This is a genomic window from Georgenia satyanarayanai, from assembly GCF_900116375.1.
GTDB classification, from domain to species: Bacteria; Actinomycetota; Actinomycetes; order Actinomycetales; family Actinomycetaceae; genus Oceanitalea; species Oceanitalea nanhaiensis.
The window spans coordinates 133,667-153,843 of the sequence record NZ_UETB01000003.1; the positions used below are offsets into that span (position 1 = coordinate 133,667).

Consider the following 20,177-nt stretch of genomic DNA (forward strand, 5'->3'; position numbering starts at 1 on the left):
TCGAGGGGGCGTCCATCGCCCCACCTTCGGTCAGCGAGCGTCCGCGCGCACGCCGGTGGACCGGTCGCCGGTGAGCGCGGCGAGGGCGGCGCCGAGACGCCGTTCGATCTCCTCCTCCGGCAGGCGCCCGGCCTCCAGGGTGCGGTCGGCGCCGACGTAGTAGAACGCGGCCCCGATCTCCTCCACCGGCCGGCCGGTGTGCCGCGACCACGCCAGGCGGTAGAGGGCGAGCTGCAGCTCGCGGGAGGCCAGGGTGTGCGCGTCCCGGGGCGGCGCGCCGGTCTTCCAGTCGACGACCTGCAGGCCCTGCTCGTCGTCGAAGACGGCGTCGATCCGGCAGCGCACCACGGTGCCGGCCACCGCGGTCTCGAGGTCGACCTCCACCGCGACGGGCCGGCGCGTGGCCCACGCCGAGGTGGTGAAGGTCCGCTTGAGCTCCTCGAGATCCGGGGCGGCGCCGGCCGGCCGCTCCGCGGGCTCCTCGGTGCCGAACAGGGCGTCGGCCCCCTCGACGTCGAGCAGGCTGGGCGCCCCGTAGTACTCCTCGACCCAGGCGTGGAAGAGGTTGCCGACGCTCGCGTGCTCGCTCGGCGCGCTCGGCATGGGCCGGCGCCGCTCGAGGGCGAAGGCGTGGGGGTCCTCGGCGAGCCCGACGACCCCGGAGGCCGACAGGTGGGTGCCGAGGGACACCTCCAGCCCGGCGGCGCGGGCCTCCTCCCGCTCGCGCAGGAGCAGGGCGGCGTCACGCGCCCACCGGGCGACGTCGCCCGCGGGCTCCGGCGGCAGGCCGGTGGCGGTGCGGACGGCGACGGCGGCCGCCTCGAGCCGCCCGCGCCGCTCGCCGAGCGGGTCGAGCGGCCAGGTGGCGGCCACGACGCGCTCGAGGCTGGGGTTGACGGCGTCCTCGGCGGGCTGTGCCGTCCATCCGGGCGGTGCCTCCTCGACGAGCCCCGCGTCGCGCGGCTCGGTGAGGAAGCGCGAGGGCGGCAGGGGCGTCTTGCCGGTGCGGAACCAGGAGCCGGTGAGCAGCAGGGTGTGCCGCGCCCGGGTGACGGCGACGTACGCGAGGCGTCGCTCCTCACCGACGGCGTGCCGGCCGCCGTCGCGCCGGAGCTGGGCGAGGGCGTCACGGACGTCGGCGTGGGTGGGAGCCGGCGGGATGTCGAGGGCGGGCAGGCTCTCGGCGTCACCGCGCAGCGGGTAGGGCAGCGAGGTGCGGTCGGTGAGCCAGCCGGCGGAGCTCACCGCACCGTCGGCCGACGGGCGGCCCTTGTAGCTGGGGAACTGGGACTCGACCATGCCGGGCACGGCGACGACGTCCCACTCCAGGCCCTTGGCGGCGTGCACGGTGAGCACCTGGACGGCGCCCGGCTCGGGGTCCGCGTCGACCGGCTCGAGGCCGCGCTCGCGCTCCTCGGCGGCGTCGAGCCAGCCGAGGAAGGTGCCCAGGCCGGCCCCGGTGTCGGCCGCGAAGGAGGCGGCGACGTCGACGAAGGCGTCGAGGTTGCCGCGGGCGTGCGCGGGCACGCGGCCGGCGCGCGCGGCGACCTCGATGTCCAGGCCCATGAGCGTGATGGTGTGGGCGACCACCTCGGGCAGGGAGAGGTAGCTGAGTGAGCGGACCTGGCGCAGCAGGTCGCCCAGGCGCCGGACCCGGCGCAGGCCGTCGGCGGTCAGGACGGCGCCCGACGGCGCGTGCCACCCGGCGGCGGGCGGCTGGTCGACGGCCTCGACGACGCTCGCCTCGCCCTTCGCGCCGGTGGCCGCGGCGAGGGAGCGGGCCCAGGCGCCGAGGACGTGGAGGTCGGCGGCGCCGAGCCCCGCACCGGTGAGGAGCCGCATGGCGGAGTCCCCCCGCGAGGCGTCGTGGGCGGCCTCGAGCGCCGCGCGGACGTCGACGACCTCCGGGGCGGCGAGCAGCCCGCCGAGGCCGAGGACCTCGACCGGCACGCCCCGAGCACGCAGCGCCTCGACGACGCCGGTGAACTGCGAGCGGGTGCGGCACAGGACGGCGGCCGTCTGCTCCGGCGCCCACCGCTCGACGAAGAAGTCCGCGATGCCGGCGACCTCCTCCGAGGTCGACTCGGCGTAGCCGCCGAGCACCCGGCCCTCCCCCGCGCCGGGCCGGGCGACGAGCTCGGGGACCTCGACCGGAGCCGGCGCCCCGTCCTCGGGCAGCCGCAGCGGCCCGGACACCCGGTTGGCGACGGCGAGGATGCGGGCGTCGTTGCGCCACGAGGTGCGCAGGTAGCGGGTGGGGGTGTGCTCCTGCCCCGCGCGGCCCAGGCTGGGGAACTGGGCGGGGAAGTCGGCGAGCGCCGCGGCCGCGGCCCCTCGCCAGCCGTAGATCGCCTGGTTGGGGTCGCCGACAGCGGTGACGGCGTGGCCGTCGCCGAAGACCGAGGAGAGCAGCTGGAGCTGGGCCACCGAGGTGTCCTGGTACTCGTCGAGCAGGACGAGCGGGTACTGCTCGCGCAGCGCCTGCCCGACGGCGGGCACGGCCTGGGCGATGCGCGCGGCCATCGCGACCTGGTCGGCGAAGTCCATGACGCCGTGCTCCCGCTTGGCCCGGGCGTAGGCGTCGACGAGGTCGAGGAGCGCGAGCCGCTCCCGCAGCGAGACGACGGCCTTGCGGGTGTCCGCGTACGGCTCCTTCGCGCGGCCCGCCGGTGTGGCGTCGGTGAGCGAGCCGGTGAGCTGCTCGAGCTGCTCGCGGGCGTCGTCGGTGGACAGGAGGTGCTCGGCCAGCGCCCCGGACAGGGAGAGCACCGCCTCGGTGACCGAGCCGGGCGTGGCGTCGACGTCGAGGGCGGCGTGCCAGCCCTGGACGACGCCGTCGGCGAGCTGCCAGGCCCCGGCCTCGGTGACGAGCCGGGCGTCGGGGTCCATGCCGATGCGCAGCGCGTGCTCCTTGGCGATGTCCGCGGCGAAGGAGTTGTACGTGGCGATGGTGGGACGGTCGACGTCCATCCGGGCGTCCTCCACCGCGAGCAGGCCGGCGCGCCGGAGCTGGCGCAGGCGCAGGCGGACGCGGTCGGAGAGCTCGGCGGCGGCCTTGCGGGTGAAGGTGAGGCCGAGCACCTCGTCCGCGCGCACCTGCCCGTTCGCGACGAGGTAGACGACGCGGGCGGACATCGTCTCGGTCTTGCCCGACCCGGCACCGGCGACGACGAGCTGCGGCGCGAGCGGGGCCTCGATGACGGCCTGCTGCTCCTCGGTGGGCACGTGCTGGCCCAGCGCGCGGGCGATGTCCGCGGGGCTGTGCCGGACGGGGGTGAGGGTCTCGGTCACTGGGTCACCTGTCGTCCCTCGCTCTGGAGCGGGCAGCTGCGCCGCACCGGGCAGTGGCTGCAGCCGGGGTTGACGCGCGCCTCGAAGCGCGACCCGGCCATGGTGTCGGCGACCCGGGCGACGAGCGTGTGCGCCCAGGCAGGGTCCTCGGCCTCGCCCGGCGGGACCTGGCGCCGCTCGGTGGCGCCCGCCTTGCCGGTGCCGAGGTAGACGAGCCGCGCCCCGGCCGACTCCGCGGCGCCCGCGAGCCCGCCCGCCTCGACGGCCACCTGGTAGGTGGCCAGCTGCGCGTTCGTGCGCGCCTCCTCCTCGCTCACCGGGTTCTTCGACGTCTTGAGGTCGACGACGCGGACCACCTCGCCGTCGCCGTCGGCGGGGCCGAGCCGCTCGACGCGGTCGATACGCCCCACGAGCCGGGCGCGCCCGACGTCCGCGGTGAAGGCGGTCTCGACGTCCACCTCGCCGGGGACCCCGGCCATGTAGTGCGCGAGTCGCTCGATCATCAGCTCGGCCTCGGCCCGCGAGCGCTGACCCACCCAGCCCTCGCCCAGCCCGAGGGAGGACCAGCGGGCCTCGAGCGCCGTCCGCAGCTCCGCGAGGCTGCCGTGGGGGTGCTCGGCGGCGATGTCGTGGACGAGGTTGCCCAGCGACTGGTCCAGGGAGTCCTCCCGCCGGCCGCCGGCGGTCTGCAGGGCCCAACGCAGCGGGCAGCGGTCGGCGGTCTCGACGGTGGACGGGGTGACGGGCACCTGCTGGTCCGGCCCGTGGAGCGGTGCGGTGCTGCTCGCCGCGGCCAGGCCGTGCCACTCCTCGGGGTCCGCGCCGGGTACCTCGTGCGCGGCGAGGTGGGCGAGGAGTGCGGCCGCCGCCTCGCGCCGGTCGGGCTGTCCTTGCCCGTGTGCCTCGGCGAGGAGCTCGGAGTCGAGGGCGGCGCGCAGCTCGGCGACGAGGCCGCGCAGGTCCAGCGCGGGCGGGACCGGGCCGGCGGCCTCCCCGGCGGAGTCGGCGCCGAGGAGCTCGAGGAAGGAGGAGGGGCGGTCGTCGAGGTCGAGGACGGCGGTGGCGACGAGCCGGCGGGTGGCGCGTGAGACGGCGACGGCGAGCATGCGCAGCTCGTCGTCGAGGACGTCGCGGCGCGCCTGGCTGCGGGCCACGGGCGTGCCGGGCTCGCGCCGGCCGGAGGCGATGTCGGCGAGCTCGCCCGCCCCGAGCAGCGTGTCCCGCAGGCGCAGGTCGGGCCACACGTCCTCCTGGAGCCCGGCGAGGACGACGACCTCCCACTGCCCGCCGCCCGTGCCGGCCGGGGTGAGGATCGCGACGGTCTCACGGCGCTGGCCCTGGGCGGCGAGGGTGTCGGCGGCGATGTCCTGGGCGAGCACCTCGGCGACGAAGCCGGCCGGCCCCGCCCCGGCGTGCCGCTCGTCGAACTGCTCGGCGGCGCGGAAGAGCGCCATGAGGGCGTCGAGGTCGGCGTCCGCACGCTCCCCGGCGGCACCCCCGGCCAGGGCGCGCCGGCGCCACGGCTCGGCGAGCCCGGCGGCGTCCCACAGCGCCCACAGCACCTCGGTGGCACCGCCGCCGCGCTCGTGGGCCGCCCGCCCGGCCGCGAGCACCCGGCTCACGCGCACCGGGCCGCTGCGGTGCGGACCGGGCAGGTTCGCGGCGCGCACCGGCTCGGCGAGGACCTCGAGGAGGAGGTCGTCGGTGGCGGCCCGCACGGCGACCGGGGCGCTGCCCTCGGGCAGCTCGGCCGCGACCGCGCCCCGCAGGGAGCGCCGCAGGCCGCGCAGGGACACCGAGTCCATCCCCCCGAGCGGGGAGCACAGGAGGGCGACCGCGGCCTCGGCGTCCAGCGTGCCGGTGACCGCGCGCAGCGCGGTGAGCAGCGGGCGCACCGCGGGCTCCTCGCGCAGCGCCTGGCGCGCGCCCTCCTGGGCGACGGGAACGCCTGCCTCGCGCAGCTGGCGGCGCAGCCCGGCGACCTGTCCGGTGGAGCGCACGACGACGACCATCCGCGACCACGGGGTGCCGTGGTGCAGGTGCTCCTCGCGCAGCCGCCGGGCGACGTGCGCGGCCTGCTGGCTGGGACTGCGCAGGACGGCGGTCTCGACGCCGTGGGGCGCCTCCCCCGGCCGCGGCTCCGGCTCGCTCACCTCGGCGTGCGGCGCGCTGCGGTGCCGCGCGCCGCCGACGACGGAGATCTCGCTCGTCACCCGCCGGGTGACCTCACGCAGGGAGGGCGTGCCGCGCCACACGGTGCCGAGGACCTCGCGCTCGGCGTCGAAGCCACCGATCGCCTCGCGCGTGACGGCCCGCCCGACGAGTGCCGGGGTGCCGCCACGGAAGCCCTGGACACCGGCGTCCGGGTCGCCGAGCAGGACGAGCTCGGCGCCGTCGTCGGCGAGGGCGTGGAGGAGGCGGGCGGTGGCGAGCGTGGCGTCCTGGTAGTCGTCGACGACGACGGTCCCCCAGCGGGGCGGGGCGAGGTCGGGCAGGTCCTCGCGCCAGGTGCGCAGGGCGTGGGTGGCGACGTCCACGACGGCCGCGACGTCGTACCGGGCGCCGCGGTCCGCCGGGGTCTCGCCCAGCACCGTGACGTCCGTGTACTCCGCGAGGACGACGGCGGCCGACTCCCACTCCGGCCGGCCCGCGCGGCGGCCCAGGTCCGCGAGCTCCTCCGGGCTCAGGCCGAGCTCGACGGCGCGGGTGAGGAGGTCACGCAGCTGGTTGCGGAAGGCCGGCTGGGCGCGGGTCTCCGGCCCGATGCCGGCGGGCCAGCGGGGGTCGCGGCCCAGGCCGTCGGCGTGGCCGGCGAGCAGCTCGGCGAGGGTGGCGTCCTGCTGCGGCCCGGTGACGAGGGTGGGCGGCGGCTGGCGCAGCGCCGTGGCGCGCGCGTGGACGACGGCGTAGGCGAAGGAGGCGACCGAGCGGACCAGGCCGCGGGTGCTGCCCCCCTCACCGAGGAGCCGGGTACCGACTGCGTCACGGACGCGGTCCGCGGCCCGCCGCGACGGGGCGAGGAACAGGGCGGGGCTGCTCAGCGGGTGGCTGCCCAGCGCGGCGGAGGACCCGGCGCGGGCGAGGAAGGTCTCCACCGCCGTCGTCGTCTTCCCGCTACCGGGTGCGCCGACGACGAGCAGGTTCCCGGCGCCGACCGGCCGCATGACCACGCGGAGCTGGTCGGCGTCGAGGTCCACCGTGGCGCACGCCGCCGGGACGCTGAGCCGGACCGCCGTCTGTGTCACGCATCGATGGAACCACGGGCCACCGACATCGGGGGTCACGCCGTCGGCGAACCCGGTCGGCCCGCCCGGTCCGGCATGCCTACGATGGGGAGACAGCCCGTTCCCCGCGGCCCCGGCCGCCTCAGCAAGGAGTCACCTTGGAGATCACCATCGGCGTGCGTGACGTCGCCCGCGAGATCACGATCGATTCCCCGCTGCCCGCGGAGGAGCTGCGGGGCGCCGTCAAGGCGGCGCTGGACGCGGGCACCACGCTCGAGCTCACCGACGAGAACGGCGCCCAGGTGTTCGTCCCCGGTGGCGCGCTCGGCTACGTGCGCTTCGGCTCGGAGACCCCCCGCCGCGTCGGCTTCGGCGTCTGACCTACGCCGCCAGGCCCAGCCGCTGCATGCGGCGGGCGTGGTCGGCCGAGACGGTCCCCACGGCGGGGGCGGCGAGGGCGCTGAGGTCCACCGCTCCCGCCAGCTCGACGACGTCGAGCACCGGCTGCACGGCACCCAGCGCCTCCCCCGCCACGCGGCGTCCCCACAGCGCCAGACGGGCCGAGAGGGCCTGGTCGCCGGCGGTCGCCTGAGCCACCTCGGCCGCGACGAGGCCGGTGAGGCCCTGCCCCGCGAGCGCACCGGCGACGACGTCGCGGACGGGCTCGGGGAGGCGTTCGCCCACCACGCGGGCCAGGTCCCGCACCATGCCCCCGGCGACGACGGTGCGCACGACCCGCTCCCACCAGTCGTCGGACCGGGTGCGCTGCCCGATCCCGTCGAGCAGCTCGAGGTAGGGCGCGGCGGCGTCGGTGAGGACGCCGCCGTGCTCCTCGGCGCTGCGGGCGAGCGTGTCGTAGGCCCCGAGCTGGCCTGACGCGAGACGCGTGACCGCCACCCGCGCCTGCGTGCGCGGCGCGTGCAGGGCGTCGGCCGCCAGCCAGTCGAAGGCGGTGACCCGGCTCGCGGCCACGAGCCCGAGCACCGTCACCACCTGCTCCGGGCGGTCGAGGGCGGGCACGGACGGCTCTGGGCTCGGCATGGGCCCAGCCTAGTTCCGCCCTCTCCCCGGCCCCGCCTGTGCGACCGCCCACCATCGGGTGCCTGCCGGGCCCCGGGCGCTACACTGGCAGGGTTCATACGGTTGACCGGTCGTCACGTATCAGAGCCCTGCCGCGACACGCGGCGCGAATGCCCACGATCGGCTGCCACGACCAGGCGGTGCTGCCGGCGAACTCGCCGCCCCGCCACAACCGGATAGGTACCACTCGTGACTGACACCTCCTCGGGCGTGATCACGCCCTCGGCCGACGACGGCCGCATCGACGTCTCCACCGCTGTCGACACCGCCGCCCTCGGGGACGCCGGCATCGACACGATCGACGCCGACATCACCGACGCGAGCAACGAGGCCCTCGCACCGGAGCGCACCTTCGCCGACTTCGGCGTCGACCAGGCCATCGTCGACGCCCTCGCGGACGACGGCATCCTCCACCCCTTCCCCATCCAGGCGCTCACCCTGCCCGTCGCGCTCAGCCGCCACGACATCATCGGCCAGGCCAAGACCGGCACCGGCAAGACCCTCGGCTTCGGCATCCCGGCGCTGCAGAACGTCGTCGCGCCCGGCGAGGACGGCTGGGACACCCTGCCCGACCCGGGCAAGCCGCAGGCGCTCGTCATCGTCCCCACCCGCGAGCTGGCCGTCCAGGTCGCCGGGGACCTCGTCGTCGCCTCCCGCCGCCGCCCGACCCTGCGCGTCGCGCAGGTCTACGGCGGGCGTGCCTACGAGCCGCAGATCGAGGCCCTCCAGCGGGGCGTCGAGGTCGTCGTCGGCACACCGGGCCGGATGATCGACCTGTACAAGCAGCGCCTCCTCGACCTCTCCCGCGTGCGCACCGTCGTGCTCGACGAGGCCGACGAGATGCTCGACCTCGGCTTCCTGCCCGACGTCGAGACGCTCCTCGCCGGCACCCCGGCCACCCGCCACACCATGCTCTTCTCCGCGACCATGCCCGGCGCCGTCGTCGCCCTGGCCCGCCGGTACATGACCCGGCCCACGCACATCCGTGCGCAGGACCCCAACGACGACGGCCACACGGTCAAGTCGACGCGGCAGATCGTCTACCGCGCCCACGCCCTCAACAAGGTCGAGATGCTCTCGCGCATCCTCCAGGCCGAGGGCCGCGGCCTCACCATCGTCTTCACCCGCACCAAGCGCACCGCCGCGAAGGTCGCCGACGAGCTCGCCGAGCGCGGCTTCGCCTCCGCCGCCATCCACGGCGACCTCGGCCAGGGCGCCCGCGAGCAGGCACTGCGCGCCTTCCGCGCCGGCAAGGTCGACGTCCTCGTCGCCACCGACGTCGCCGCCCGCGGCATCGACGTCGACGCCGTCACGCACGTCGTCAACTACCAGTGCCCCGAGGACGAGAAGACCTACCTGCACCGCATCGGTCGCACCGGGCGCGCGGGCCTGTCCGGCACCGCCGTCACGTTCGTCGACTGGGACGACATGCCCCGCTGGGGGCTCATCAACAAGACCCTCGGCCTGGGGCTCGAGGAGCCGCCGGAGACCTACCACACCTCCCCGCACCTCTACTCGGACCTGGGCATCCCCACCGGGGTCACCGGGCGGCTGCCGCGCAGCGCCCGCACCCGCGCCGGGCTGGACGCCGAGGCGCTCGAGGACCTCGGGGAGACCGGCAAGTCCGCCGGCCGTGGCACCCGCGCCCCGCACAGCGGCGGCCAGGGCAGCGGCGGCCGGAGCCGCGGACGCACCGAGGGCGGACGGAGCGACGCCCCGCGGAGCAGCGGCGGCCAGGGCGCCGAGGCGCCGCGCGAGGGACAGGCGCGTCGCCGCCGGCGTCGCACCCGCAAGCCCAGCGGCGCCAGCGAGGGCTGAGCACACCGCAAGGCCGCGCCCCCGTCCGGAGATCCGGGCGGGGGCGTCGTCGTTCCCCCACCCCCTTCCGGTGGACGGTGTGTGGCTTTAGTCACGCGGTTTCGCTAACGTGCCCGGATGCGGTCGACGGGGGCAGCACACGCGGGTCGGGCAGCGTCGTCCGCCCCGGTCGTCGTGCTGCTCTCCCTCGGCTTCCACCTGCTGGCCGGGGGCGCCGCGCCCGTCGCGTCGACGGTGGGGTGGCTGACGGCCGCGACCGCGGTGGCCGCCCTCCCGCTCACCCGCCGTCCGCTGTGGCCCGCCCGGCTGGTCGCCCTGCTCGCCGTCGCCCAGGTGGTCCTCCACCTCACCTTCCACACCACCGCGCACCACGGCCACGGCCACGGCCCCCCGCTGCCGATGGTCGCGACGCACGCGCTCGCCACGGTCCTCACCGCCCTCGTCCTGCGGTACGGCCAGGCGCTGCTGCGCGCCGGCCTCTCCCGCGTCGTCCGCCACCCGCTGCCACCACGCGCGTTCCCCGTCCTTGCCCGCACCGCCGTCGCCGCCTCGCGCCCGGTGCCCCCGACGGCACCCGCCACCGGCGCCGCCTCCGGACGCGCCCCACCCCTCCCGGTCCACAGCTGAGCCCAGGTCGCCGCCACCGGCGACCTCCCGGGCGTGCGTCCGCACGTCCGGGTCCCTGTCGAACCGAAGAGGCACACCCATGAAGCGTTCCGCTGCCGCGACCACGGTCGCCGCTGCCGCACTCGTCCTGCTCGGCGCCACCGGCGCCTCCGCGCACGTCACCGTCACCCCCGACACCACCGAGGCGGGCTCCTACGCCGTCCTCACCGTCTCCGTCCCCCACGGCTGCGGCGACTCGGCGACCACCGCGGTCGCGATCGCGATCCCCGAGTCGATCCCGGCCGTCACCCCCACCGTCAACCCGGGCTGGGAGATCTCGACGGTCCTGGAGACCCTCGACCCGCCCGTCGACGACGGCCACGGCGGCCGGTTCACCGAGCGCGTCGCCCAGGTCGTCTACACGGCCGAGTCCCCCCTGCCCGCCGACCACCGCGACGCCATGGAGCTGTCGGTCCGGCTGCCCGACACCCCGGGCGAGACGCTCGCCTTCCCGGTCGTCCAGACCTGCGAGGAGGGTGAGGCGCCCTGGGTGCAGCTCGCCGCCGACGGGCAGGACCCGGACGAGCTCGAGTACCCGGCGTCGGTCGTCACGCTCACCGCCGCCGCGGACGACGCGTCCGTCACGGCGGACGCGGAGCCCGAGGCGGGGACCGCGGAGGGCGAGCCGGTGGCCGGCGCTCCCGCAACGGGCGACGACGGCGCCACGGCAGGCCCGCCGGCGGTCGTCCCGTGGGTCGCGCTCGCGCTCGGGGCCGCCGGCCTCGCCCTCGGTGGGCTGGCCCTGGCCCGCACGCGTCGCACGAGCTGACGACCCCATGACGGTCCAGCTCCTGCGGCGGACCGTGCTGGGCCTCGTCGCCACGGTGGCCGGGGTGCTGCTGACGCTCGCGTCAGCAGCCCCGGCCACCGGGCACGCGATGCTGCTCGGCACGGACCCCGCCGACGGCGACGTCCTCACGGCACCGCCCGACGTCGTCACCCTCACCTTCAACGAGCCCGTCCAGGCGGACGACGGGAGCGTCCGCCTGCTCGACGCGGCCGGCGAGCCGATCGCCGCCGAGGCGCGCCCGGTCGACGACACGGTCGAGATCACCGTGCCGGCGGACCTGCCGGAGGGCAGCTACGTCGTCGACTGGTCGGTGGTCTCCGCCGACGGCCACCCCGTCGGCGGTGCCTTCACCTTCGCGGTGGGCCGGCCCTCCACCGCGGTCGCGGAGGTCGCAGCACCCACGGGCGACCCGCTCGTGGACCTCCTCCACCAGGGCGCGCAGGTCTTCGTGTACCTCGGGATCCTCGGCACGAGCGGCCTGGTCCTCTTCCGCACCGTCCTCCTCGACCGGGGTGCGGGCATCGTCCACGCGCCCGTCCTGCGACTCGCCACCGTCTTCGCGGCCGCCGCGCTCGGCGGTCTCCTCGTCTACCTCGCCGCCGACGGTGCGTGGCGGACCGGGTCGGGACTCCCCGGCCTCGTGGACCCCGGCACCCTGTGGGACACGCTCACCGGCACCCCGGTGGGCACGGCGACGGTCGTCGCTCTCGTCGGGCTCGTCCTCGCCCTGGGCGCCGGCGCCACGCCGGCCGGGCGGGCCGTGACGTGCGCCGGTGCCCTCCTCGCCCTGCTGTCGCTGCCGCTCGCCGGCCACAGCCGCTCCTTCGGCCCCGCCTGGCTCGTCCTCGGCAGCGACGCGGTCCACGTGTCCGCCGGGGCCGTCTGGTTCGGCGGCGTCCTCGGGCTGGTCATCACGCTCCGCAGCTCCGCACCCGCGAGCGCCGCCGCACGGACCGTGGGCCGCTTCTCCACCGCTGCCCTGTGGGTGGTCCTCGCCCTCGCCGCCACCGGCACCGTGCTCGCCTGGCGCATCCTGCCCGACCTCGCGGCGCTCACGAGCACCGGGTACGGGCTCACCCTGCTCGCGAAGGTCGCCGTCGTCGGCGTCGTCGTCCTCGTCGCGGCGTGGAACCGCTACCGGCTCGTCCCGCACGTCGGGGACGACGACGGCGCCCGCGCCCGCCTGCGCCGCACCGTGGGGACCGAGGCGTGGCTCATCCTCCTCGCCGTCACGCTCACCGGTGTGCTCGTGTCCCAGAGCCCCACCGACGGGCACACCGCCCCCGCCGCGGCGCGGCCCGTCGCCGAGCACGTGGCGCTCGGGGACGGCATGGCCGACGTCCGCGTGGCACCGGCGCGGGTGGGCGCCAACGTCGTGGAGATCGAGCTCAACGACGCGGACGGCGAGCCCCTCGAGCCCGCGGCCGACCCGCAGGTGCGGCTCTCGCTCCCGGAGCAGGACCTCGGGCCTCTGACGCCGGCGCTCACGCGCACCGGCACGGGCCGCTACGAGCTCCCCGTCGACCTCCCGCTGCCCGGGGGGTGGGAGCTGGAGCTCAGCGTGCGCACCTCGACGTTCGACAACCCCGTCGTCGTCGTGCCCGTCGAGGTGGTGCCGTGAGCCTGCTCAGGCGTGGGCGTCGATGAAGGAGAAGACGGCGTCGGCCATGAGCTGCACGGCGATCGCCGCGAGGAGCAGGCCCGCGAGGCGGGTGACGAGGGTCGTGCCGCCGTCGCCGAGGACGCGGTGGATGACGAGCGAGAAGCGCATCGCCAGCCACAGGCACAGGTGGACGCCGATGATCGCCAGGCCGATCGCCAGCCACCCCGCGGGGCCCTCGGCGTCCTCCACCGCGAGCATCGCGGCGACGATCGCGCCCGGACCGGCCAGCAGCGGCGTGCCGAGCGGGACGAGCGCGACGTTGACCTTGCCACCGCCCGCGGGCTGCGGCTCCTCGGCCTTGCCGGTGAGCAGCTCCATCGCGACGAGCAGGAGCAGCAGACCACCGGACAGCTGGAGCGCGGGCACGGAGATCCCGAGGAAGTCGAGGATGTAGGGCCCGAGCACCGTGAACACGGTGATGACCCCGAGGGCGACGATCGTCGCCTGCCGGGCCGCGCGCTTGCGCTCCTTGGCGGTGCTCGTCGAGGTGAGCGCGAGGAAGATCGGCACGGTCCCCGGCGGGTCCATGATGACGAACAGGGTGAAGAAGGTCGTGGCGAGCAGCCCGACGTCGAGCACCCCGCTCACGGCCGGACCACCGGCAGGTAGCCCTCGCTCTCGATCTGCTCCAGGACGGCGGGGTCGGTGAGGTGCTCGCCGAGCCGGTTGGGCTTGCCGGTGCCGTGGTAGTCGCTGGAGCCGGTGACGAACAGGCCGAGCGAGGAGGCGAGGTCGAGGAGCTGGGCGCGGGCGCCGTCGTCGTGGTCGCGGTGGTCCACCTCGAGCCCCGCGAGGCCGGCGGCGGCCATCTCCTCGATGACTACGTCCTCGACGACGCGGCCGCGGGCCCCGGCGCGCGGGTGAGCCATGACGGGCACCCCACCGGCCCGGCGCACGAGCTCGACCGCCGCGGCGGCGTCGGGCGCGTCGTAGCGCACGTAGTACGGGCCCGAGGCGTGGAGGATCTCGGTGAAGGCCGCGGACCGGTCGGTGACGTAGCCGCGGGCGACGAGCGCGTCGGCGATGTGGGGGCGACCCACCGTCCCGCCCGGCTCCAGGAGGGCCTCGACCTCCTCCCAGGTGAGCTCGAAGTCCAGGGCCAGGCGCTCGACCATCCGCCGGGCGCGGCCCAGGCGGGAGTCACGCGCGCGCGCGACGGCGGTGCCGAGGCCGCGGGCCGCGGGGTCGTGGAGGTAGGACAGGAGGTGGACGCTGATCCCGCCGGCCGAGGTGGAGATCTCCGCGCCGCGCACGAGCGCCACCCCCGTGCGCCCGACGGCGGCGGCGGCCTCCTCCCACCCGTCCCACGTGTCGTGGTCGGTGAGGGCGACGACGTCCAGGCCGGCGGCGGCCGCGGCCGCCATGAGCACGGCCGGCCGCTCGGTGCCGTCGGAGAGGCTCGAGTGCGTGTGGAGGTCGACGGCGGGGCGGGCGAGCACGAGCCCCAGGGTACGGCCTGGGCACCCGGCAGCGGGCGCCCCGTGCGTGCGACGATGGGCACATGAGCGACACGGACCGTCAGGAGAACCAGCCGTTGAGCGAGCGCGGGTCGAACCGTTCCCAGCGCCCCTCGTCGCCCGCCTTCCGAGCCTTCATCGCCTCGGGCTGGGCCGAGCAGCCGCCGGCCCTGCCCGAGCAGAGCCCCGCGGCCCCCTTCGCGGCCGCCCGGCGCGAGCGCCTCGGTGCCCGCTTCCCCGGCGAGCGCCTCGTCCTGCCGGCGGGCACGCTCGTCACCCGCTCCAACGACACCGACTACCGCTTCCGGCCGCACTCGGCCTTCGCCCACCTCACCGGGCTGGGCACCGACCAGGAGCCCGACGCCGTCCTCGTCCTGCACCCCACCGACGACGACGCCGCCCCCCACGAGGCCGTCCTGTACTTCCGTCCCCGGGCGGGCAAGGACACCGAGGAGTTCTTCGCCGACTCCCGCTACGGGGAGCTGTGGGTGGGGCAGCGGCCCAGCCTCGAGGAGGTCGCCGCGCTCACCGGGCTGCGCACCGCGCACATCGACTCCCTCGCCGACGAGCTGGCCAAGGACGCCGGCGCGGGCGGCGTCCAGCTGCGCGTCGTGCGCGGCGTCGACGCCGCCGTCCAGGCGCGGGTCGAGACCGCCCGCACCGGCCAGCCGGAGACGGAGGCGGCCGACGCCGTCCTCGCCGAGGCGCTGTCCGAGCTGCGGCTGCGCAAGGACCCCTTCGAGGTCGAGGAGATGCGCAAGGCCGTCGCGGCCACCGCCGAGGGCTTCGCCGACGTCGTGCGCGCCCTGCCCCGGGTCCTGGCCCACCACCGCGGCGAGCGCGTCATCGAGGGCGTCTTCGGTGCCCGCGCCCGCGAGGACGGCAACGCCACCGGGTACGACACGATCGCCGCCGCCGGGAACCACGCCAACACGCTGCACTGGATCCGCAACGACGGCGCCGTGCGGCCGGGGGACCTCGTCCTCATCGACGCCGGGGTGGAGGTCGAGTCGCTGTACACGGCCGACGTCACCCGCACGATCCCGGTGGACGGCGTCTTCACCGAGCCGCAGCGCCGCGTCTACGAGGCGGTGCTCGAGGCCGCCGACGCCGCCTTCGCCCGGGCCGCCGAGCCCGGCGTGCGCTTCCGTGACCTCCACGCCGCGGCGATGGAGATCCTCGCCCACCGCCTGGCCGAGTGGGGCGTGCTGCCGGGCAGCGCGCAGGAGTCCCTCGCCGAGGAGGGCCAGTTCCACCGGCGCTGGATGGTCCACGGCACGAGCCACCACCTCGGCATCGACGTCCACGACTGCGCCCAGGCGCGCCGGGAGATGTACCTCGACGCCGAGCTCGAGCCGGGCATGGTCTTCACGATCGAGCCGGGCCTGTACTTCCGCGCCGACGACCTCACCGTCCCGGCGGAGCTGCGCGGCATCGGCGTGCGCATCGAGGACGACGTCCTGGTCCGCGAGGACGGCAGCGTGGAGAACCTCAGCGCCGCCCTCCCCCGCCGCGCCGACGACGTCGAGGCCTGGATGGCCTCCCTCCTCGAGCGGTAGCCCCCGCCCCCACGCCCCGCCCCCACGCCCACGCCCCACCCGCACGCCCCACACCCAGCGCCGAGCGCTGAGTTGTTACCGGCCGAGCCGGGTAACAACTCAGCTGTCGGCGCGCTTGAGGGGGGGCGGGGGCGGGCGCGGGCGAGGGCGGAGCTTGGGGGTGGGCGCGGGTGGGAGCTAGTCGACCTCGCCGTCGCGGAAGACGTCGCCGACGATGTGCTGGTGGAAGCGCTCGTAGGTCTCGGCCTGGTCCCTCGCCTGCTGGGCGAGGGCCTCGAACATCGGGGCGGGCAGGCCCAGGTCGGGTGAGAGCTCGGTGAGCGTCTGCCACAGCCCGAGCTTGCCCATGACGGCGCTGCGCATGAGCTCGGACTCCAGGACGGGCGTCATCGGTGAGCCGCTCAGCCGTTCGTTGACCTTGAGCCGGCCCACGCGCTCGGCGGCCCACGCGGCCGCCTGCCGGTGCGGTCGGCGCCGCAGCGCGAGGGAGTCCATGAGGTTGACGAGCAGCTCGCGCTCCTCGCGGATCTCCAGCGCCACCCGGGCGAGGTCCTCGCCGAGCTCGGTGTCCGCGTAGTCGGCGGCCATCCGCTCCGAGCGCTCCAGGCCCGCGGTGGCCCCGGTGAGGTGGTCCGACAGGTAGAGCCCGAGGATGTCGCGCTGCAGGTGCGCGGGCACCCGGTGCGCGGCGGAGTCCTCCTCCGCCTCGGCCACGAGTCCGTCGGTGGGGACCGAGCCGGGCGGGAGCTGGTCCTGGGGCCAGCTCTCCCGCGGCCGCATCTGGGGACTGGGCGTGCCCTGCCCCTCGACCATGCCGACGAGGAGCTCGCGCAGCGTCTCCCGCGCCTCCCTGCTCGGTTCCCAGCCGAGCTCGGTGCGGGCCCGGGTGGTGTCCATGAGCGGGACGTTCATCGCCATGTCGAGCCACCCGGCGTCGGCGGCCAGCGCACGCGTCTGCCAGGCGAGGGAGACGACGGGGCGCAGCGCCGCGGGCGGCACCTCGACGACCCTCCCGTGGTCGAGGACCTCGGCCAGGTCCGTGCCGGTGAGGACCGGTTCGGTCGCGACGTTGAAGGCACCGGTGGCGCCCTGGACGATGATCCGGCGGTAGGCGTCGGCGAGGTCGTCCCCGTGGACCACCTGCAGGCGCAGCCCGGCCGGCAGCGGGAGGAAGGGCAGCGCGCCGGGGCGCAGCAGCGCCGGCGGCACGAGCGCCCCGAGGAAGAGGCGCATGATCTCCGCGCCGGCGTCCGCGTCGAAGACGAGCGCGGGCCGCACCCGGGCGACGGACAGCCCGGCGGCCTCGGCGTCGTCGAGGATGCGCTCCTGGGCGGCCTTGTCGACGGCGTAGTGGGAGGTCGACGCGCTGCCGTGGGCGGGCCACGACTCGTCACGCCGCTCGTCGTCGTCCACGGGCGAGTACGAGCCCACCGACGACGCGACGACGAGGTGCCCCACCCCCGCCCGGAGGCACGCCTCGACGACGCGGCGGGTGCCGTCGACGTTGGCGCGCCGGAGCAGGTCCCGCTCGTGGTTGGGCTGGATGAGCCAGGCGAGGTGGACGACGGTGTCGACGCCGTCCAGCGCCTGGGCCAGCTCCTCGACGACGAAGTCCTCGCCGTCGGCCAGCGCGACCGGCGCGGCGATGTCGACCTGCTCCCACCGCGCGACGTCGTAGGGCTCGGCGTCGGCGTCCGGGCGCCGCCGCGCAATGCCGACGACCTCAGACACGCGCTCCTCCCCGCGCAGGGCGTGGAGGAGCGCCGTGCCGGTGTTGCCGCTCGCGCCGACGACCGCGACTCTCATCGCGCACCCGTCCGCGCCGACGGCATCGCGGGGTCGAGGACCACCTTGATGGCGCCGTCGTCCTTGCGCTGGAAGATGTCGTAACCGTGGGCCGCGTCCTCCAGGGACAGCCGGTGCGTGCGCAGGTCGAGCACACCCAGCGGGTCGGCCGAGTCGCTCACCAGCGGCAGCACGTCGTCGATCCAGCGGTGCACGTTGGCCTGCCCCATCCGCAGGTTCACCTGCTTGTCGAAGAGGTCGAGCATCGGCATCGGGTCCTGGGCGCCGCCGTAGACGCCGGACAGGGAGATCGTGCCGCCGCGGCGGACGATGTCGATCGCGGCGTGCAGCGCGGCCAGGCGGTCGATGCCGGCCTTGGTGAACAGCGGCCGGGCGAGCGCGTCGGGCAGCATCCCGGCACCGGCCTGCACACCCTTGGCGACGGGCGAGCCGTGCGCCTCCATGCCGACGGCGTCGATGACGGAGTCCGCGCCGCGCCCATTGGTGAGCTCCCGGACGGCGGCCGCGACGTCGTCCACGCCGCGCAGGTCCATGGTGGTGACGCCGTGGCGGCGGGCCATCTCCAGCCGCTCGGGCACGAGGTCGACCCCGATGACCTGCTCGGCGCCGCGGTGGCGGGCGATGCGGGCGCTCAGCTGCCCGATCGGGCCCAGCCCGAGGACGACGACGGTCCCGCCGGGCGGCACCTGGGCGTACTCGACGGCCTGCCAGGCCGTGGGGACGACGTCGGAGAGGTAGAGGTAGCGCTCGTCCGGCTCGCCGTCGTCGGGCACGACGACGGGGCCCACGTCCGCGAACGGCACGCGCAGGTACTCGGCCTGCCCGCCCGGCACCTGCCCGTACAGCTTGGTGTAGCCGAACAGGGAGGCGCCCTTGCCGTGCTCGCGCACCTGCGTGGTCTCGCACTGCGAGTGCAGGCCCTGCCCGCACATCCAGCACGATCCGCAGGCGATGACGAACGGGACGACGACGCGGTCACCGGGCCTGAGAGAGGTGACCTCGCTGCCGACCTCCTCGACGACGCCCATCGGCTCGTGGCCGAGGACGTCACCGGACTCGAGGAAGGGGCCGAGCACGCTGTACAGGTGCAGGTCCGACCCGCAGATCGCGCTCGAGGTGATCCTGATGACGGCGTCGGTCGGGAGCTGGATCCGCGGGTCGGGGACGTCCTCGACGCTGACCTTCTCCCGGCCCTGCCAGGTGAGTGCGCGCACAGGTGCCTCCGCTCAGCTCGAGGACGTGGGACGGGCCGGGTCGTCGCCCTCCGCCTGCGAGGGCTGGTCGAAGGACTCCTCGCGCTTCAGCTGCTCGGGGTCGGCGTCGGGGTCCTTGGCCGGGTCGTAGGGCTGCTCGGACGGGGTGGGTGTGTTCTCGCTCATGCTTCTCACCATTCCACCGGCCCCCGGGCCGCGCACGCCGAGCACACGCCCCGCTTGCCGAGTGCTCCCACCGGCTCGATCCTGTGGCGATGACCGTCGACTCCCCTCCCGCGGACACCACCCGTCTCGCGCGCCGCATCACCCCCTGGCTCCTCTTCCTCTTCATCCTCGGTGACGTCCTCGGCGCGGGGATCTACGCGCTCGTGGGGGAGCTGGCGGCCGAGTCCGGCGGCATGATGTGGGCACCGCTCATGGTGGCCCTGTTCATGGCGCTCCTCACCGCCGCCAGCTACGCCGAGCTCGTCACGAAGTACCCCAAGGCCGGCGGCGCGGCGATCTTCGCCCAGCGCGCGTTCAAGCGGCCGATCGTCTCCTTCGTCGTCGGCTTCTCCATGCTGGCCGCGGGCGTGACGAGCGCCGCGGGACTGTCCATCGCGTTCGCCGGTGACTACCTCGCCACCTTCGTCGACGTCCCCACCCGGCTCGCCGCACCGGTGTTCCTCGTCCTCCTCGCCCTGCTCAACGCGCGGGGCATCAAGGAGTCGGTGCGCTCGAACGTCGCCATGACGGTCATCGAGGTGTCCGGCCTCGTCCTCGTCATCGTCGCGGTCGCGGTCGCGGTGGGCGGCGGGCAGGGTGACGCCGGCCGCCTGACCGAGCTGCCACCCGGCACCGGGGCGGCCACCGCCATCCTCGCCGGTGCGCTCCTCGCCTTCTACTCCTTCGTCGGCTTCGAGGTCTCGGCCAACGTCGCCGAGGAGGTGCAGGACGTCAGCCGCGTCTACCCCCGGGCCCTGTTCGGCGCCCTCGGCGTCGCGGGCGTCGTCTACGCCCTCATCGGCATCGGCTCGGCGCTCATCATGCCGCCGGAGGACCTGTCCGGCTCCTCCAGCCCGCTGCTCGACGTCGTCGCCGCCACGGGCCTCGGCTTCCCCGACTGGGCGTTCTCGGCCATCGCCCTCGTCGCCGTCGCCAACGGGGCGCTGCTGACGATGATCATGTCGAGCCGGCTCGTCTACGGCATGGCCGACGAGGGGCTGCTGCCCTCGGTGCTCACCAAGGTGCTGCCCAACCGTCGCACGCCGTGGCTGGCGATCGTCGTGACGACGGTGGTCGCCGCCGCTCTCACCATCGTCGGGGACCTGGCGATGCTCGCCGAGACGGTCGTGCTCCTCCTGCTCGTCGTCTTCGTCAGCACCAACCTCGCGGTGCTCGTCCTGCGCAAGGACACCGTCGACCACGACCACTTCCGCACGCCCCGGGCGCTGCCGGTCCTCGCGCTCATCACGTGCGCGGTGCTGCTGAGCCAGCAGTCCCTGCAGGTGTGGCTGCTCGGCGCCGGGATGGTCGTCCTCGGCGTCGTGCTGTACTTCGTCACCCGCGGCGTGCGGGACACCGGTCGCGCCGCGGCAGGGCCCGCCGACCGCTCCCGCTGACGCAGGCC

At 75.8% G+C, this 20,177-nt stretch carries 15 protein-coding genes; 7 read left to right on the plus strand and 8 right to left on the minus strand.

The features are described from left to right. Positions 1 to 30: 30 nt before the first annotated feature. Both DSZ44_RS06445 and DSZ44_RS06450 read right to left on the minus strand, forming a co-directional pair. Positions 31 to 3,291, minus strand: coding sequence for an ATP-dependent helicase (locus DSZ44_RS06445; protein ID WP_110851787.1), 3,261 nt, complete (start codon positions 3,289 to 3,291; stop codon positions 31 to 33). Next, positions 3,288 to 6,536, minus strand: coding sequence for an ATP-dependent DNA helicase (locus DSZ44_RS06450; protein ID WP_258369274.1), 3,249 nt, complete (start codon positions 6,534 to 6,536; stop codon positions 3,288 to 3,290). Before DSZ44_RS06450 ends, DSZ44_RS06445 begins: the two co-directional genes overlap by 4 nt. 137 nt (positions 6,537 to 6,673) lie before the next feature. On the opposite strand from DSZ44_RS06450, the gene DSZ44_RS06455 reads away from it, so the two are divergent. After that, positions 6,674 to 6,895 (plus strand): DUF3107 domain-containing protein, encoded by a 222-nt coding sequence (locus DSZ44_RS06455; protein ID WP_110851788.1) that lies wholly within the window; start codon positions 6,674 to 6,676, stop codon positions 6,893 to 6,895. 1 nt (position 6,896) lies between these two features. On the opposite strand, the gene DSZ44_RS06460 is transcribed toward DSZ44_RS06455, so the two are convergent. Continuing rightward, a complete protein-coding gene (locus DSZ44_RS06460; RefSeq protein ID WP_110851789.1) occupies positions 6,897 to 7,556 on the minus strand; it encodes a ferritin-like fold-containing protein in 660 nt (219 codons plus the stop codon). 228 nt (positions 7,557 to 7,784) lie between these two features. Between DSZ44_RS06460 and DSZ44_RS06465 the strand changes: the two genes are divergently transcribed. The 4 genes from DSZ44_RS06465 (at position 7,785) to DSZ44_RS06480 (ending at position 12,490) form a co-directional block, all read left to right on the plus strand. After that, a complete protein-coding gene (locus DSZ44_RS06465; protein ID WP_110851790.1) occupies positions 7,785 to 9,413 on the plus strand; it encodes a DEAD/DEAH box helicase in 1,629 nt (542 codons plus the stop codon). Positions 9,414 to 9,530: 117 nt separating this feature from the next. Beyond that, a complete protein-coding gene (locus DSZ44_RS06470) occupies positions 9,531 to 10,040 on the plus strand; it encodes a hypothetical protein (protein WP_110851791.1) in 510 nt (169 codons plus the stop codon). 79 nt (positions 10,041 to 10,119) lie between these two features. After that, positions 10,120 to 10,848: a YcnI family copper-binding membrane protein gene (locus DSZ44_RS06475; protein ID WP_110851792.1), complete on the plus strand. Its 729-nt coding sequence runs from the start codon at positions 10,120 to 10,122 to the stop codon at positions 10,846 to 10,848. Positions 10,849 to 10,855: 7 nt separating this feature from the next. Next, positions 10,856 to 12,490 carry a copper resistance CopC/CopD family protein gene (locus DSZ44_RS06480; protein WP_110851793.1) on the plus strand — a complete coding sequence of 545 codons (1,635 nt, stop codon included), beginning with the start codon at positions 10,856 to 10,858 and terminating at the stop codon, positions 12,488 to 12,490. A 6-nt stretch (positions 12,491 to 12,496) separates the two neighbouring features. Here DSZ44_RS06480 and DSZ44_RS06485 read toward each other — a convergent pair whose 3' ends face one another. Both DSZ44_RS06485 and DSZ44_RS06490 read right to left on the minus strand, forming a co-directional pair. Beyond that, positions 12,497 to 13,120: a MarC family protein gene (locus DSZ44_RS06485; RefSeq protein WP_110851794.1), complete on the minus strand. Its 624-nt coding sequence runs from the start codon at positions 13,118 to 13,120 to the stop codon at positions 12,497 to 12,499. Beyond that, entirely contained in the window at positions 13,117 to 13,980 is an 864-nt protein-coding gene (locus tag DSZ44_RS06490) for a PHP domain-containing protein (protein ID WP_502530280.1), read from the minus strand. The genes DSZ44_RS06485 and DSZ44_RS06490 overlap by 4 nt, the downstream gene beginning before the upstream one ends. Before the next feature lie 53 nt (positions 13,981 to 14,033). Between DSZ44_RS06490 and DSZ44_RS06495 the strand changes: the two genes are divergently transcribed. Then, positions 14,034 to 15,548: an aminopeptidase P family protein gene (locus tag DSZ44_RS06495; protein ID WP_110851796.1), complete on the plus strand. Its 1,515-nt coding sequence runs from the start codon at positions 14,034 to 14,036 to the stop codon at positions 15,546 to 15,548. A 177-nt stretch (positions 15,549 to 15,725) separates the two neighbouring features. Here DSZ44_RS06495 and DSZ44_RS06500 read toward each other — a convergent pair whose 3' ends face one another. From DSZ44_RS06500 to DSZ44_RS18225, 3 genes are read right to left on the minus strand one after another with little or no spacing between them, the layout of a single operon-like run. After that, complete coding sequence (locus tag DSZ44_RS06500) at positions 15,726 to 17,354, minus strand: NAD-dependent epimerase/dehydratase family protein (protein ID WP_110851797.1); 1,629 nt, start codon at positions 17,352 to 17,354, stop codon at positions 15,726 to 15,728. Then, on the minus strand, positions 17,351 to 18,568 hold the full coding sequence (locus tag DSZ44_RS06505) for a zinc-dependent alcohol dehydrogenase (protein ID WP_110851798.1): 1,218 nt from the start codon (positions 18,566 to 18,568) through the stop codon (positions 17,351 to 17,353). Before DSZ44_RS06505 ends, DSZ44_RS06500 begins: the two co-directional genes overlap by 4 nt. A 12-nt stretch (positions 18,569 to 18,580) precedes the next feature. Beyond that, positions 18,581 to 18,733: a hypothetical protein gene (locus DSZ44_RS18225; protein WP_181424552.1), complete on the minus strand. Its 153-nt coding sequence runs from the start codon at positions 18,731 to 18,733 to the stop codon at positions 18,581 to 18,583. Positions 18,734 to 18,822: 89 nt separating this feature from the next. On the opposite strand from DSZ44_RS18225, the gene DSZ44_RS06510 reads away from it, so the two are divergent. Continuing rightward, positions 18,823 to 20,169, plus strand: coding sequence for an APC family permease (locus tag DSZ44_RS06510; RefSeq protein WP_110851799.1), 1,347 nt, complete (start codon positions 18,823 to 18,825; stop codon positions 20,167 to 20,169). Positions 20,170 to 20,177: the final 8 nt, after the last annotated feature.